The organism is Geodermatophilus sp. SYSU D01186 (assembly GCF_054050215.1).
In genome coordinates this window covers 54921-68953 of the sequence record NZ_JBJGYW010000010.1, presented here as the reverse complement: position 1 = coordinate 68953, position 14033 = coordinate 54921, and the positions used below count along the sequence as shown (strand labels likewise).

Here is a 14033-nt window from a genome sequence, read left to right as displayed (position 1 = left end):
GTCAGGCGATCCGGACCTCGCGGAAGGCCAGCCCCTCGGCCCGGGCCAGCCGGGGGACGGCGCGCACCGGGCGCGGGGCCGGCCGGGGCCCGGCCGGCGTGACGGCCAGGCGCACCCCGTCGTACACGCCGCGGGCGTACGCGCACACCACCGGCGCGGCGGGGCCCGCCCGGCGCAGGTGCCGCTCCTGCAGGTCGAGCTGCCCCTCGTCGGCGGCGCCGTCCACGGCGGCGAAGGACGGCATGCAGGCGAACAGCTCGCCCGTGTCGTCCCCGCCGACCGCGTAGAGGCCGTTCTCCTCCAGCGCACCGGACAGTCGCACCACCCGCCGGTCCAGCCCGGCCCGGCCGAACTCCCGGTTGAACGCGACCAGGTCCCGCCCGACGAGGCTCAGCAGGACGGCGTCCGCGCGGGTGCGCCGGACGAGGTCGACCATCGGGCCCGGGTCGGCCGGCCCGAACGGCACCAGCAGCTCGCCGACGACGTCCGCGCCCAGCCCGCGCAGCACCGCGGCCGCGGCGCGGTGCACGGCCTGCGGCCAGACGTAGTCGTTGCCCACGAGCGCCCAGCGGCGGGCCCGGCGGTGGCGGACCAGCCAGGCCAGCGCCGCGGCGTGCTGGTCGCGCGGGGAGGAGCCGATCCGCAGCACGCCCGCCCGGTGCCGGCCGCCCTCGTGCGGCGGGGTGAACACGTACGGCGCCCGGCCGCCGAGGGCGGTCTCCAGCGCGCGGTGCACGTCGCTGGTGTGGAACCCGACGAGGACGTCGAACGCGCCGGCCTCGTGCAGCGCGGTCGCCTCGGCGGCCACCACGAGGGGCGGCCGCCCGGAGTCGACGGTCACCAGCTCCACCGCCCGGCCCCGCACGCCGCCGTCGGCGTTCGTCTCGTCCGCGGCGAGGCCGGCCAGGTCCAGCGCGGACGGGGCGGTCATCGCCAGCGGCCCGGTCAGCGGGACGGCCAGCCCGACGCGGACGACGTCCGGAGGGCGGGGGAGGAGCAGTGCCTCCCACGCGTCCACGGGACCGGTCGGTTCGGGCACCTGATGAGTATGGTGCGGCCATGGTCGTCGAGCAGCAGGCGAACCCGGTGACGGCGGGTCCCGGCACCTCGCTGGTGGAGCTGCTCACCGTCGCGCAACGCCGGGTGGCCCGCGGCGTGACCGCCGCGCTGGCAGACGACGGCGCCACGCTCGACGTCTTCCGCGTGATGCGCTGCCTCGCCGCGGAGCCGGGGCGGTCGATGGGGGAGCTCGTCGCGGCGCTGTCCCTGCCGGCGCCCACCCTGACCCGGCTGGTCGACGGCCTGGTCGACGCCGCGGAGGCCTACCGGCTGCCGGACCCGGACGACGGCCGGCGCGTGCGCGTGCACCTGTCGGCCCGCGGGCGCACCCGGCTGGCCCGGCTCGAGGGTCTGGTCCGGGCGCACGAGGACGCGCTGGCGGCCACCCTCGGCGCGGACCGGGTCGAGACGCTGGCCCGCGCGCTGGCCGGGTTCGCGCCCGCCTGAGTCAGTCGGTGCTCGGCGGCAGCAGCCGCGGCATGAAGACCTCGTCGATCGGCCGTGGCCCGACGTACTGCCGGCAGGTGCAGGCCACCCACTGGTGCCCCGACCAGCGCCCCCGCTTGTCGTAGGTGTCGCGCCGCAGCTCGGCGTAGCAGGTGTTGGTCCCGGTGTCGTGCTGGCTGAGCGTGTGGCCGCACCCGCACAGCGGGGTGGTCGGGGCCGGCGGCGCGGCGGGCCTGCGGCGGCTCAGCCGGCCGCCGAGGAAGCCCATGGCGAGCAGGGCTGCGCCGACGATCAGGCTGACTGGTTCCACCGTTCCGGCTCCTCCCGCGTGGTGCCTGTCGACGGTAACGCGGGAGGAGGGCCGGCGGTGCCGCTCAGTCGGTCTTCTTCCCCCGGCCGCTGACGGCGTCGCGCAGGTGGTCCAGCAGGCTGGCGACCGGGCCGAGCACGGTGCGGACGCCGGCCTCGTTCGGCGTCATCGGGTGGGCGCGCGTGGGCGCGATGGCCTTGACCCGCTCCACCTGCTCCGCCATCCGCACCAGCTCGTCGCGGTCGAACGTCGCCCGCAGCTCGGTGAACATCCGGCTCTCCTCGTGCTCGACGTGGTGCCGGATCTCCCGGATCAGCGTCTGCACCTCGGCGTCGAACTGCGGGTCGTCGGCGTCCATGCGCTCGAGCCGCTTCATGGTCTCCTCGGCCTCGGCGTGCTCGTGCTTGGAGTGCTCGGCCTCCTCCTTGTCCACCTGCTTCTCGACGCGCGGGTAGACCTGGGTCTCCTCGGCCACCGAGTGCTTGACCAGGCCGATGGTGACCTCGTCGACCAGCTCCCGCTTGCGCCGCAGGGCGTCGGGCCCGGTCTGCCCGACCAGCCCCTCGAGCTGGGTGAAGATGCGGTCGAACTCGCGGTGGTCCGCGCTCAGCAGGTCGACGACGTCCCGCTGGCCCTCTGTCTGTGTCACGGTGTGCTCCTCCCGGTCGACTGGCTCCTGGGTTCCCCGCAGGACGCGGCGACACACCGGTCCCACCTGGTCCGTCCCACCCGCCCGGGTTGTTTCGACCATGTGAACAGGGGCACAGGGGACGCGTGGAGTCCTATGCCGTGGGGTTCGCCCGTCCCGACCGCTGGTCGCCGGGGCGACCGACCGAACAGAGTCACCCCTGGCACGCCGTGGAGGCCCATCGGCCTCCGGCCGAGCTGGACGGTGAGGTGGAACTCGCCGTCTGCGGGGCCATCGTGCAGGTCTGGGGTTCGCAGCAGTGGGCGCGCGTCGGCGCGGGCCGCACCGCCTGCCCGCAGTGCCAGCAGATGACCGCGGTGGGCACGCCGCTCAGCGCCGTCGGCTGAGGGGAGGCCGCCCCGTCACCGCGCCGGGCGTCGGCCGCTGATCGCCGAGAGGCCGGTGATCTCCCGGCCCACGATCAGCGACTGCACCGAGTCGGTGCCCTCGAAGGTGAAGACGGCCTCCATGTCGGCGTGGTGGCGGGCGACGTGGTGCTCGAGCAGGATCCCGTCCCCGCCCAGGATGTCGCGGGCGTCGGCGACGATCGCCCGGGCCTTCGCGGCGTGGTTCATCTTCGCCAGCGACGCCATCGCCGCCGTCATCCGCCCGGCGTCGGCCAGGGTGGACAGCCGCCAGCACATGAGCTGCATGGCGGTGATCTCGGCCAGCATCCGGGCGAGCTTGTCCTGCACCAGCTGGTAGCCGGCGATCGGCTGGCCGAACTGCTCCCGCCGCAGCGCGTGCGCGAGCGCGAGCTCGTAGGCGGCGGTGGCCAGCCCGAGGGCGCGCCAGGCCACGGTGTACCGGGTGCGGTCGACACCGCGGACACGTCCCGGAACGACGAGCAGTGGGCGAGCCTGTTCTCCAGCGGCACGCGGACGCCGTCGAGGGTGATCTCGGCCTGCCACACCGCCCGCAGCGCGGTCTTCCCGGTCATGACGGTGGCCCGGTAGCCCGGCGTCCCCTTGTCGACGACGTAGCCGCCGACCGCGCCGTCCTCGCCGCGGGCCCACACCAGCACGTGGTCGGCGATGGTGCCGTTGCCGATCCACTTCTTCTGACCGTCGAGCACGTAGCAGTCGCCGTCCCGGCGCGCGGAGGTCTCCAGGGCGACGGCGTCCGAGCCGTGCCGGGGCTCGGTGAGCGCGAAGGCGCCGATCCGCTCCATGCGCGCCATCGCCGGCAGCCAGCGCTGACGCTGCTCCTCCGAGCCGAGCAGGGCGATCGACTGCATGGCCAGGAAGCTGTGCACCCCGTTGAAGGTGCCGACGCTGCCGTCGGCGCGGGCCAGCTCCGCGGCGACGATGCCGGCCGACACCGCGCTCATCCCCGGGCAGCCGTACCCCTGGATGGTGCCGCCGGCGATGCCGAGCGCGGCGATCCCCGGGACGAGCTCGAACGGGAACTCCGCGCGCTCCCAGTAGTCGTTGATCCGCGGCGTGACCTCCCGGTCGCAGAAGGCGCGCACCCGGTCGCGCAGCTCGATCTCCTCCGGGGCGAGGAGCTCCTCGAGGGCGTAGAAGTCGGGGCTGGTCCCACTCACCCGGCGGACGCTACGGCGGGGGCGACCGGGCCGCGCGCCGGACGGCGCCGTACCCGCAGGGGTCGGTTAGGTTGCCCCGGGTCGCCGTCGGGAGGTCGGGTGCCGTTCTTCATCACGCGGGTCGCGCGGCTGCTGCACCTGCGGCTGCGTGGCTGGCGGTTGCCGCTCGCCGTCGCCGTGTTCGTGTTCCTCAGCAGCTGGCTGGCGATGGCGCTGGTCGAGCCGGCGGGCAGCGGCATCGCCGACCCCGGGACCTACTGGTGGTACTTCGCCGTCACCTCGGCGACGGTCGGGTACGGCGATGTCTTCCCGGAGACGCTCGGCGGCCGGCTGGTCGGGGCCTACGTCATCGTCGGCGGCATCGTCACGCTCACCCTGCTCTTCACCTCGCTGGCCGCCGCGCTGCAGTCGGGGAAGGGCAAGAGACTGAGGGGGCTGGTCACGCTGGACCTCGCCGACCACGTCGTCCTGCTCGGGTACACGCCCGGCCGCTCCGCGCGGATCATCGGCGAGCTCGTCGCCGAGCGCGACGTGCAGGTGGTGCTCTGCGCCTGGGACGAGGTGACCGAGGACCCGCTGCCGGAGCTGCCCGACGTCCACTTCGTCCGGGGCGATCTGACGTCGGAGGACGTGATGTCCCGCGCCGCCGTCGCCCGCGCCGGGACGGCGGTCGTGGACGTCCGCGACGACAACGAGGCGCTGGCCGTGGCGCTCTCCGTCGCGCACGCCAACCCGCGGATCCACCTGGTCGTCGCCCTGCGCGACCTCGGCCGGCTCGACACGCTGCGCTACGTCCACCCCGAGGTGCAGGCGGTGCAGTGGCACATGCCGTTCCTGCTCACCGAGGAGGCCAACGACCCCGGGATCGCGCAGGTCTACAACGACCTGATGACCAGCGGAGGACACGGCAACACCTACTCGACCCGCGTCCCGGCCGGCTTCGCGCACGCCACGTTCGGCGACTGCCAGACCTGGTTCGGCCGCACCTTCGGGGCCACCGTGCTCGCGCTGCGCACCGAGGGCCGCCTGGTCGTCAGCCCGGCCTGGGACGCGCCCGTGACCGAGGGGGCGACGATCTACTACGTCGCCGGACGCCGGATCGAGCCCGCGCGGCTGCTGGCGACCCGCTGAGGCTCACGCTCCGAGCAGCCCGCGCAGGTAGGCGGCCTGCCCCAGGTGCTGCAGGTCGTCGGAGAGCACGCTGACCAGCCGGACGCCGAGGGTGACCGGCGGGTCCCAGCGCTCGTCGACCACGCGGTCGAGGTCGTCGTCGGACAGGTCGCGCAGGAACTCCGCCGTCCGCTCGTGCACGGCCGCGGAGTACCCCAGCAGCAGCTCGGCCGACGGCACCCGCACCGCGTCGACCTCCTCGCGGCTCATCCCGTAGCCGGTGGCCGCCTCGTCGACGGGCAGGCCGAAGCGGCCGGCCCAGCCGTCCGACGTCCAGACCTGCTCGGTGCCCGCCACGTCGGCGACGTGGTCGTCCTGGACCCGGAGCAGGTGCCAGACCAGCCAGCCGACGGGGTTGGCGTCGGGGCCGACCCGCCGGGCGAGGTCGTCGGCGTCGAGCCCCTCGACGGTGCCCCGGAGGGTCTCGGCGATCTGCTCGTAGGCGTAGAGCAGGAGGTCGCGGCTGCGCATCAGTCGTCGTCCCCGTCCCGCGGCTCGCTCTGCGCCTCCAGGTCGGCGGCCTGCTCGGGCGTCTCCAGCTCCAGGGCGATGTCTCGGGGCTGCGGCTGCTGAGGGTCCGGCGTCGTCATGCCGCGAGCGTGCCGCAGATCGGCCGCGCCCGCGTCTCCTAGAACCAGCCGAGCAGGTACCCCGCCAGGGCGGTCAGCCCGGCGAGGACGGCCAGGGTCAGCAGCAGCAGGGCCACGACGGGGACGACCACCCACCGGCGCTTGAACCGGCGGCGACGCGTCCGGGCGGGGGCGGCGGGCGGGGGCTGCTCGGGCGGCCCGGGCGGCTGGGGGGGCTGGGGCGGCGCTCCCGCCGTCCGGCGCTCCCGCCGCCGGTCGACGAGGTGGCGAGCCTGGTCGCGGGCGTCGCGGGCCACGGCGCCGAGGACGGTCGCCGAGGCCGCGGCGAGCCCCTTCAGGTCGGCGGCGTCGAACCGCTCCAGGCGGCTGCCGTCGCGGGCGGCCCCGGAGGGCCGGTCGGGCGCCGGGCCGCGCGCCGGCGGCGACCACGTGGGTGGGACGCCGGCACCGGCCAGCGCCTCCTCCAGCTGCCGGCGCGCCTGCTCGGCCGTGGTGCGCGCGGCGGGGTCCTTGGTCAGCAGCCCGCGCAGGACCGGCGCCAGCGGGCCGGCGTGCTCCATAGGGCCGGGCGGCTCGGTCACCACCGCCATGAGCGTGGCCATCGGCTCGCCGCGGGAGAAGGCGAGCCGGCCCTCGACCGCGGTGAACAGGGTCGCGCCCAGGGACCACAGGTCCGCCGCCGGGCCCGGCGGCTCCCCGTTGGCCCGCTCGGGCGCCATGTAGGACGGCGAGCCGATGATCGCGCCGGTGGTGGTGATCGTCGGATCGCCGGTGGCGGTCGCGATGCCGAAGTCGGTGAGACAGGCCCGGCCGTCGGGGGCGACCAGCACGTTGGCCGGCTTGACGTCGCGGTGCACGATGCCGGCGTCGTGCGCCGCCGAGAGGCCTGCCAGCACGTCCAGCCCGATCCGCGCGACCGCCGTCCACGGCAGCGGGCCATCCCCGTCGACGACCTGCTGCAGGCTGCAGGACTCGACGTGCTCCATGACCAGCCAGGGCCGGCCGTCCTCCTCCACCACGTCGTAGACGGCGGTGACGCAGGGGTGGTCGAGCCGGGCGGCGGTGCGGGCCTCGCGGAGGGTGCGCTCGCGCAGGACCCGGCGCTCGTGGTCGGACAGGTGCACCGCGAAGGTGACCTCCTTGACCGCGACCGGGCGTTGCAGCTTCTCGTCGGTCGCCAGCCACACGACGCCCATGCCGCCGCGGCCCAGCACCTCGCGCAGCGCGTACCGGCCCCCGACCAGACGCTCTGCAGCAGCGGGTTCCGCGGCCATGGGCGGACGGTACGCCGCAGGGCCGCGCGGCGCGGGCCGGAGTGCGCCGCGAGTCCGAGCGCACCGCGGGACGGTCGGCGGCAGGGCGGCGACGAAGGACCCTGGGCGGCGGCGCCGCGGCGGCCGACGCTGGGGTCGTGCCGGCCGGCCGCCGGGCACCCGGTCCGGCGGGGACGGAGGCCGGGGGAGGGCGTCATGACCCAGCGGGCCGAGGAGGCGGAGGAGCGCAGCCGGGGGCCGCGCGTCGTGGTCGGCGTGGACGGCTCCACCGGGGCGCGGGCGGCCCTGCGCTTCGCGCTGGAGGACGCCGCCCGTCGCGGGGTGCCCGTCGAGGCGGTGACCGCGTACCGGCCGCCGGAGGTCTGGATGGACTTCTACGGGGTGGAGGACCAGGACGCCGACCGGGCCCGGGCGGTCGCCGTCGAGCGGGCCGAGGCGTTCGTCGCCGAGGTCCTGCGCGACGTGCCGCAGCCGGTGCCGGAGGTGCGGGTGCGGGCGGTCATGGGCGTGGCCGCCGAGGGGCTGATCCGCGAGTCGGCGGGCGCGGACCTGCTGGTGGTGGGCAGCCGCGGCCACGGCGGCTTCTCCAGCATGCTGCTGGGCTCGGTGAGCATGCAGTGCGCGCTGCACGCGGCCTGCCCGGTGACCGTCGTCCACTCACCGGAGGCACACCGGCACCGGCTGGGCCTGCGCCGGGAGCACGCCGCCCGGGGCGCGCGGACGGCGGTCGGGTGACCCGACGCGTGGTGCTGCGGCCGGCCACGACCGACGACGCGGAACCGGTCGCCGGCGTGCACGCGCGAGCCGGACGGGCCGCCTGGTCGTCGTTCCTGGGCGACGTCCTCGCGGAACCGGAGGTCGGGACGTGGCGCGCGCGATTGGACGAGCCCGGCTTCATCGTCGCCGAGCGGAACGGGCGTGTCGTCGGTTTCGCCCGGGCCGACGACGCAACGGGGGAGGTCGCCTACCTCTACGTGGAGCCCGGCGAGCAGGGCCGGGGGACCGGGCGGCAGTTGCTCGCGGAGGTGCTGGCGGAGCTCCGGGCGACGGGTCACCGGCGGGCCCGGCTGCGGACCGAGGAGCGCAACACCGGGCCCCGGCGGTTCTACGAGTCCGGCGGGTGGCGCCCGACCGGCGAGGTGCTGGAGCGGGACTGGCGCGGGCGCCGGTTGCGCGAGGTCTGGTACGAGCGCTGCCTGGACTAGGCCGGCTCGCCCAGCCAGCGCCGCAGCACCTCGTCCTCGCGGCGGAGCACGACCAGCGCGAGCTCGCGGACGGCGGCCTCCACCTGCCGGCCGACGATCGGCGCGTCCACCTCCGCCTCCGCGGTGACCGTCGACCGGGTGCCGCCGTCGACCGGGGTCAGTCGCCGCTCGCCCCGGACCACCGCGGTGCGCCCGAAGACCTCGGCGCTCACGTGGACGACGCCGTGGTGCCCGGCATCGCCGTCGGTGCCCCACGTGCGCCGGTCCACCACGGCGACCTCCCGGCCGACGAACCGGGTGAACACCGGCGGGATGCCCACGGTGGGCACCAGCAGCCGCATCGTCGTGCGCGGGCCGCCGTCGGCCTCCCCGGTCTCCACGCCCTCCAGCCGGGCACCGAGCGCGTCGACGTAGTCGCGCAGGAAGGCCTCGTCGCTGAGGACGGCGAGGACGTCGTCCGGAGCCGCGGGGAAGGTGGCGGTGTGGTCGATGGGCACGCCGCATCCTCCTCCGTCCGTGACCGCCGCGCCCGCCGGACCACCCGCACGGATGACGGAGAGCCGGGCACGCGTCCACGGAGCGTGTCGACGCGGCCGGGGTCCGCACGGAGGTCGGGCCGTGGCCTCCCGGCGCGGGATTACGGAACCGTACGGTCATGTCGCTCGCCGGTAGGAGCGCCGGCACCGGCCGCTGGAGCAACCGCATGCGCAGGATCACGGTAGGGGCAGTCGTCGGGGCGGCGGCGGTGACACTGGCCGTCCCCAGCGTGGCGGCGGCGGCCCCGGCGGAGGCGCGCTACCTGGTGGTGCTCGCCGACGGCGTCGCCGACCCCGTCCGCGCCGCCACCGACCTCGACCAGCAGTACGGCGGTGAGACGGAGTCGGTGTACGACGCGGTCAACGGGTACGCGGCGGAGATGACGCAGGCCGAGGCCGCGGCCCTGGAGGGCGATCCCGCCGTCGCCTACGTCGTCTCCGACGGGACGTTCGCCCAGCTGGACAGCGAGCCCTTCGCGGTCTCCTGCCAGCAGGGGCCGAGCCCCGCATCCGCGCAGTGCCTGCCCGAGGACGTCGACCGGATCGACGGCGAGCAGAGCAGCACCGCCTCCGGGGACGGCGCCGGCGCGGTGGGCACGAACATCGCCGTCATCGACACCGGGGTGGACCGCAGCCACCCCGACCTGAACGTCGTCGGCGGCGTCGACTGCTCGACCGGCACGCCCGTGGACGCGCCGTCGGCGTTCACCGACGCCATCGGGCACGGCACGTTCGTGGCCGGCGTCGCGGCGGCCCGGGACGACGGCGCCGGCGTGGTCGGTGTCGCGCCGGGCGCGCCCGTCTACAGCGTCAAGATCTTCAACGACACCACCGGGACGGCCACCAACGCGGCGGTCGTCTGCGCGGCGGACTGGGTCACCCAGACCCGGCTCGACGACGACCCCGCCAACGACATCGCGGTGGCGAACATGAGCATCGGCGGGGCGGGCACCGACGACGGGCAGTGCGGTGCGACCGACCAGGACGCCATGCACACGGCGATCTGCCGGTCGGTGGAGGCCGGGACGCTGTACGTCGCCGCCGCCGGCAACTCCACGGTGGACTTCGGTGCCATCGCGCCGGCCACGTACGACGAGGTGCTCACGGTGACCGCGGCCAGCGACTTCGACGGCCGGCCCGGCGGGCAGGCGTCGCCGACGTGCTACGGCACCGACTTCGGACAGCTGGGGGACCGGGACGACGCCGCGGCGTCCTACAGCAACTACGCGACCACCGAGCAGGACCGGTCGCACACCGTGGCCGCGCCGGGGACGTGCGTGACCGGTCCGATGCCCGGCAGCGCCTACGGTGCCGCGGCCGGCACGAGCTTCAGCGCCCCGCTGGTCTCGGGGACGGCGGCGCTGTGCATCGACGCCGGGATCTGCTCCGCGGGCGACCCGGTGGCGACCGCCGACCGGATCCGGGCCGACGCCACCGACCACAACACGGCCGACCGGGCCTACGGCTTCGAGGGCGACCCGGTGCGGATGGCCGGCGAGCGCTACTACGGCTTCCTGGTGCGCGCCGCGGCGTACTGACTCACGGCGAGGAGCCCTCGATCCAGGCGCGCACGGTCGCGGAGAACAGGTCGGGGGCCTCGACGTTCCAGTCGTGGCCCACCCCGGGCACGACCCGGCCCGCGGCGACGGGCAGGACGGCCGGGATGGTCTCCACCGCCCGCCGGATCAGCGCCGACTCCCGGCCGCCCGCGAGCGCGAGCGTCGGCGTCGGCACCGCGGCCAGGGAGCCAGGGAGGGTGTAGCCGGCGACCTCGGCCGTGATGCGGCGGCGGGTCCGCGGGCTCATCGCCGGCACGTCCGCGGTGAAGGCCGCGCGGATCCGCGGCGGCAGGCCGAGGGCGCGGGCCCGGGCGTCGACGAGGCGCCGGCTGCGCACCTGCGCCGTCGTCAGCCAGGCCTGCGGGGCGAGCAGCCAGCGGTGCGGCCACGGTTCGGTGGTCACCCCGCTGACGACCGCCCGCTCCAGGACGTCGGGATGACGCTCCAGGAGGGTCAGGACGACCTGGCCGCCGAGGGAGAGCCCGACGACGTGAGCCCGCCTGCCCGGCGCCCGGGCCCGGACCAGCGCGGCGACCCGGTCGGCGGTGTCGGCCAGCGAGGTCCACGGCACGTCGCGGCTGCGGCCGTGCCCCGGCAGGTCCACGCCCAGGCAGAGGTGGTCGGCGAACGCCGGCACCTGCTGCCACCACATCCAGCTCGCCACCCCGAGGCCGTGCAGGAACACGATCGCCGGCGCGCCGGGCGGGCCGGCGGCCTCGGCGTGCAGCGACACGACCTCAGCTCCGGCGGCTGACCACCGCGAACGCGGTCGCGCCCACGGCCACCTCCGCGAACAGCAACAGGGCCAGCACCACCTCCACGCGGGCGCCGAGCCCGATCGCGAGCGCCGCGACCCCGGTCAGCGGCAGGGCGAGCAGGCCGAGCACGGCCAGGGCCCGGGTGAGCAGGGCGTCGTCCCGCTCGTCACCGGTCTGCGTCCACGCCCGCTCGAAGCTCGTGGCCGAACCCGGACGCCGGCGCACCCGCCACGCCATCACCGCGACGGCGACCAGCGCCACCGCCGCGCCTTGGAGGAAGCCCAGCCCCGTGTTGCCCGGCCCGTACTCCTGCAGCAGCAGGCCGACGGCGATGAGCAGCGCGACCGCCGCGAGGACGGCGCCGAGCGCCAGCGCCGTCTGGGTGCCGGTGCGTCGGTCAGTCGACATGGAAGATCTCCTCGACGGTGCGCTGGAAGTGGCGGGCGATCGCGATGGCCAGGGGGAGGGAGGGGTCGTAGCGGCCGGTCTCGATGGAGTTGACCGTCTGCCGGGAGACCTCCAGCGCCTCGGCCAGCTCGCGCTGCGAGAGCCCGCAGGCCAGCCGCAGCGCACGGACGTCGTTCTCCAACGGACACCTCGAGGTGGTCAAGGGGGCTTGTCGCGACAAGCGTGCTTGACACCCTCGGCGGGTGTCAAGCCTCCTTGTCTCCGGCCCGGTGCGCGGCCCTCAGTCGGGAGCGCTGGATGCGGGTGGACCGGACATGGAGGCATGGACGTCCACGAGGGGGGTCGCCGGGACCCGGATGAGGCCCCTGGCCGGGCGGTCGAGGTCGAAGGTCACCACGAGCAGGACCGTGACGAGCAGGGCCGCGACCACCGTCGTGGCCAGACCGCGCCGGATGGAGGACAGGTGCAGGGCGAGGTGCAGGGCCAGCGCGCCGAGAGCCACGGCAGCCCCGACGACCTCCACGACGAGCACGGCCGTCGGCACACGGTTCGTCAGTGCGTACACACGGGTGGACTGCGCGTCGAACATCTCGTTGAGCGACTCGACGTACAGACGGGGGGCACTGGCGACCGGTTCTCGCTCGAGAGCGTCTCCGGCCAGCGACCAGAGCCGGCGCTGGTCGCGCTCACTCGCTGACAGTGCCGCCTGCTGGGCGGGGCTTCCCGGCACCGAGTCGGCGATCTCGATGCTGGTCCGGGTGTACCGCCGCAGCACGTCGAGCGTCTCGGTGCGCATCGGCTCGGGAAGGGTCTGCGCGCGCAGGTAGGTCGTACCGATGGCGTTGGCCTCGTCGACGGTGTCGGCCCTGCGGGTCTCGTACCGTCCCAGGGCGAGGCTGAGGCCGAAGGCGAGGAGCAGGCCCATGAAGCCGATGAGCGCCCCTTGCAGCACCCCGAGCGGCTCTCGGAACCTGTCCGAGGAACGGCCCATCCGCTGGCCGATGAACAGCCCGCCGAGCGTCGTGCCGATCATGACCAGACCGAGCAGAGCCGCCAGCACCCAGGTGTTCAGCCCGAAGAACAGCATGCTGCCCCCTCCGGGCCACGTGGCCTCCGCAGGAGAGTGCTCGGGGCGACCCGAGGCGCCTCCGACGCGGCGCAGCACCCGGCCGGACCGGAGGGCGCATCTGTCGCGGCTGAGGCGGGGTGCGCTGCCGGCGAAGCGGTCAGCGACGTCGGTAGCGTCGGTCCTCTCGCCGGTCCTCTCGCCGGTCCTCCCGGCGGTCGGTGCGCCGCGCCACTCCGTGGGCGACGACCGCGGCGGTCCCGACGGTCACAGCGGTGCGGGCGACCGGGGCGGGGCCGATGACCGCGGCCCGGCGCATCCTCCTGGCTGCCAGTGGCATGTCAGTCCTCCTGTCTCGCGTCGTCCTCGTCGAGCGCGGCGAGCATGGCCTGGACCGGGATGCGGCCGCTGGCCACCAGCTGGCCGCCGGCGTGCCGGACGGCCGAGGCGAACGGGGCCGCCCAGGTGTTCTCCCAGACCAGCAGCGCCGCGGTGCTCCCCGGCTCGATGGCCGCTGCGACGGCCAGGACGTCCTGCTCGCTGAGCAGCATCGCGAGCTCGCCCTCGTAGGCCCGCAGGGCGCCGACGTCGGACTCGTCGACGTCGCCGAGCTCGAAGAAGTCGAGCGTCCCGTCGTCGTCCTTCCGGATGAGCAGCAGGTCCAGGACCCGGACCGTGCCGCGGTCGACCAGCTCGGCGAGGGCGGGGGCGATCTCTCCGTTGAACCTGCTCCCGGGGAACTCGACGACGATCCAGTCGACCGGTCCGAGCTCGTCGACGGCTTCGCGGGCCTCTGCGGTCACCTGTTGTGTCACGCCGCACCTCCCTGTGTCGGCCGGGGCATGGCCCTGGTGGGTGACTGGAGGATCTGCTCGTTCGGCCGGCCGGTCCTCACCCCTCGAGGACGACCCGCCGCGGCGAGGACCCGGCCGGGCCACTCCGGGGTCGCCGCCGGCTCTCGCCGTCAGCCGGCGGGGGAGGCTCCGGGCGGCCGCCGAGCCGCCTGCCCGGGGCCGGCCGCGGACGCGGTCGACGGCCTGGTTGGGGGAGGAGGTGCCGAGCTTGCGGTAGATGGAGGTGACCTGTGCCGTGATGGTGCGGACCGACAGGTGCACCGACGCGGTGCTGATCACGCTGTTGCTCGTCATCGGCACCCTGCTGGTCGCGGACGGGCTCAGGGCTGCATGAGCATGGCGGCGCCTCGGATGGGGACCGGTGGGGCGGGTGCGGCTCGAACTGGCGGTCCGTGTGTCCGCCACCTGGGTGTTCACGGATGGCGCGCGCCGCGTACGGCCAGCTGGACAGCCGTGCCGGACCGGTGCTAGGACGGTCCCCGTCCTGTCGCCCGCGAGCTGTGCCGTCGCGAGCGAGAGAGGGGATCGAGGCCGGCCATCGGGTGACGATCGCTACAACGCTG

18 protein-coding genes and 1 pseudogene are annotated in these 14033 nt (G+C 75.4%); 6 read left to right on the top strand and 13 right to left on the bottom strand.

Annotated features, from left to right (window positions below; genetic code table 11):
* Window position 1 precedes the first annotated feature (1 nt).
* Entirely contained in the window at window positions 2–1039 is a 1038-nt protein-coding gene (locus ACI784_RS09800; RefSeq protein ID WP_457013321.1) for an ABC transporter substrate-binding protein, read from the bottom strand.
* Between the two features lie 20 nt (window positions 1040–1059).
* Between ACI784_RS09800 and ACI784_RS09795 the strand changes: the two genes are divergently transcribed.
* On the top strand, window positions 1060–1506 hold the full coding sequence (locus ACI784_RS09795; RefSeq protein ID WP_456923584.1) for a MarR family winged helix-turn-helix transcriptional regulator: 447 nt from the start codon (window positions 1060–1062) through the stop codon (window positions 1504–1506).
* Window position 1507: 1 nt separating this feature from the next.
* Here ACI784_RS09795 and ACI784_RS09790 read toward each other — a convergent pair whose 3' ends face one another.
* Window positions 1508–1816, bottom strand: a complete 309-nt coding sequence (locus ACI784_RS09790) for a hypothetical protein (protein ID WP_456923583.1) — start codon at window positions 1814–1816, stop codon at window positions 1508–1510.
* A 64-nt stretch (window positions 1817–1880) separates the two neighbouring features.
* Window positions 1881–2465, bottom strand: a complete 585-nt coding sequence (locus ACI784_RS09785) for a hemerythrin domain-containing protein (RefSeq protein WP_457013320.1) — start codon at window positions 2463–2465, stop codon at window positions 1881–1883.
* A gap of 248 nt (window positions 2466–2713) precedes the next feature.
* Here ACI784_RS09785 and ACI784_RS09780 point away from each other — a divergent pair, with 248 nt between their 5' ends.
* Window positions 2714–2851 carry a hypothetical protein gene (locus ACI784_RS09780; protein ID WP_456923581.1) on the top strand — a complete coding sequence of 46 codons (138 nt, stop codon included), beginning with the start codon at window positions 2714–2716 and terminating at the stop codon, window positions 2849–2851.
* Window positions 2852–2866: 15 nt separating this feature from the next.
* Here ACI784_RS09780 and ACI784_RS09775 read toward each other — a convergent pair whose 3' ends face one another.
* Together ACI784_RS09775 and ACI784_RS09770 are read right to left on the bottom strand one after the other, a co-directional pair.
* Window positions 2867–3304 carry an acyl-CoA dehydrogenase family protein gene (locus ACI784_RS09775; RefSeq protein WP_457013319.1) on the bottom strand — a complete coding sequence of 146 codons (438 nt, stop codon included), beginning with the start codon at window positions 3302–3304 and terminating at the stop codon, window positions 2867–2869.
* 140 nt (window positions 3305–3444) lie between these two features.
* Window positions 3445–3975: pseudogene (locus ACI784_RS09770) on the bottom strand (acyl-CoA dehydrogenase family protein); the annotation flags it as partial.
* Window positions 3976–4149: 174 nt separating this feature from the next.
* Here ACI784_RS09770 and ACI784_RS09765 point away from each other — a divergent pair.
* Window positions 4150–5181: an ion channel gene (locus tag ACI784_RS09765; RefSeq protein ID WP_457013318.1), complete on the top strand. Its 1032-nt coding sequence runs from the start codon at window positions 4150–4152 to the stop codon at window positions 5179–5181.
* 3 nt (window positions 5182–5184) lie between these two features.
* Here ACI784_RS09765 and ACI784_RS09760 read toward each other — a convergent pair whose 3' ends face one another.
* A complete protein-coding gene (locus tag ACI784_RS09760; RefSeq protein ID WP_456923578.1) occupies window positions 5185–5691 on the bottom strand; it encodes a mycothiol transferase in 507 nt (168 codons plus the stop codon).
* Between the two features lie 157 nt (window positions 5692–5848).
* Window positions 5849–7084: a serine/threonine-protein kinase gene (locus ACI784_RS09755; RefSeq protein ID WP_457013317.1), complete on the bottom strand. Its 1236-nt coding sequence runs from the start codon at window positions 7082–7084 to the stop codon at window positions 5849–5851.
* A 195-nt stretch (window positions 7085–7279) separates the two neighbouring features.
* On the opposite strand from ACI784_RS09755, the gene ACI784_RS09750 reads away from it, so the two are divergent.
* Both ACI784_RS09750 and ACI784_RS09745 read left to right on the top strand, forming a co-directional pair.
* Window positions 7280–7819 (top strand): universal stress protein, encoded by a 540-nt coding sequence (locus ACI784_RS09750; RefSeq protein ID WP_456923576.1) that lies wholly within the window; start codon window positions 7280–7282, stop codon window positions 7817–7819.
* Entirely contained in the window at window positions 7816–8289 is a 474-nt protein-coding gene (locus ACI784_RS09745; protein ID WP_457013316.1) for an N-acetyltransferase family protein, read from the top strand. Before ACI784_RS09750 ends, ACI784_RS09745 begins: the two co-directional genes overlap by 4 nt.
* Here the strand turns inward: ACI784_RS09745 and ACI784_RS09740 are convergent.
* Window positions 8286–8786 (bottom strand): DUF2505 domain-containing protein, encoded by a 501-nt coding sequence (locus tag ACI784_RS09740; RefSeq protein ID WP_456923574.1) that lies wholly within the window; start codon window positions 8784–8786, stop codon window positions 8286–8288. The genes ACI784_RS09745 and ACI784_RS09740 overlap by 4 nt on opposite strands.
* Before the next feature lie 206 nt (window positions 8787–8992).
* Here ACI784_RS09740 and ACI784_RS09735 point away from each other — a divergent pair, with 206 nt between their 5' ends.
* Window positions 8993–10363, top strand: coding sequence for a S8 family serine peptidase (locus ACI784_RS09735; protein WP_457013315.1), 1371 nt, complete (start codon window positions 8993–8995; stop codon window positions 10361–10363).
* Between the two features lies 1 nt (window position 10364).
* Here the strand turns inward: ACI784_RS09735 and ACI784_RS09730 are convergent, their stop codons facing one another.
* From ACI784_RS09730 to ACI784_RS09710, 5 genes are all read right to left on the bottom strand, one after another.
* Window positions 10365–11117, bottom strand: coding sequence for an alpha/beta fold hydrolase (locus tag ACI784_RS09730; protein WP_457013314.1), 753 nt, complete (start codon window positions 11115–11117; stop codon window positions 10365–10367).
* 4 nt (window positions 11118–11121) lie between these two features.
* Window positions 11122–11550: a hypothetical protein gene (locus ACI784_RS09725; protein WP_456923571.1), complete on the bottom strand. Its 429-nt coding sequence runs from the start codon at window positions 11548–11550 to the stop codon at window positions 11122–11124.
* A complete protein-coding gene (locus tag ACI784_RS09720) occupies window positions 11540–11731 on the bottom strand; it encodes a helix-turn-helix transcriptional regulator (RefSeq protein ID WP_456923570.1) in 192 nt (63 codons plus the stop codon). Before ACI784_RS09720 ends, ACI784_RS09725 begins: the two co-directional genes overlap by 11 nt.
* Window positions 11732–11830: 99 nt before the next feature.
* Window positions 11831–12637 carry a bestrophin-like domain gene (locus tag ACI784_RS09715; RefSeq protein ID WP_456923569.1) on the bottom strand — a complete coding sequence of 269 codons (807 nt, stop codon included), beginning with the start codon at window positions 12635–12637 and terminating at the stop codon, window positions 11831–11833.
* A gap of 320 nt (window positions 12638–12957) precedes the next feature.
* A complete protein-coding gene (locus tag ACI784_RS09710; protein WP_457013313.1) occupies window positions 12958–13431 on the bottom strand; it encodes a DUF6325 family protein in 474 nt (157 codons plus the stop codon).
* Window positions 13432–14033 lie beyond the last annotated feature (602 nt).

What these genes read in the sequence shown, in the direction of transcription:
- ACI784_RS09795 (WP_456923584.1), top strand. Translation starts at nt 1,060, where the DNA reads ATGGTCGTCGAGCAGCAGGCGAACCCGGTGACGGCGGGTCCCGGCACC.
- ACI784_RS09760 (WP_456923578.1), bottom strand. Translation starts at nt 5,691, where the DNA reads ATGCGCAGCCGCGACCTCCTGCTCTACGCCTACGAGCAGATCGCCGAG.
- ACI784_RS09755 (WP_457013317.1), bottom strand. Translation starts at nt 7,084, where the DNA reads ATGGCCGCGGAACCCGCTGCTGCAGAGCGTCTGGTCGGGGGCCGGTAC.
- ACI784_RS09750 (WP_456923576.1), top strand. Translation starts at nt 7,280, where the DNA reads ATGACCCAGCGGGCCGAGGAGGCGGAGGAGCGCAGCCGGGGGCCGCGC.
- ACI784_RS09735 (WP_457013315.1), top strand. Translation starts at nt 8,993, where the DNA reads ATGCGCAGGATCACGGTAGGGGCAGTCGTCGGGGCGGCGGCGGTGACA.
- ACI784_RS09725 (WP_456923571.1), bottom strand. Translation starts at nt 11,550, where the DNA reads ATGTCGACTGACCGACGCACCGGCACCCAGACGGCGCTGGCGCTCGGC.
- ACI784_RS09715 (WP_456923569.1), bottom strand. Translation starts at nt 12,637, where the DNA reads ATGCTGTTCTTCGGGCTGAACACCTGGGTGCTGGCGGCTCTGCTCGGT.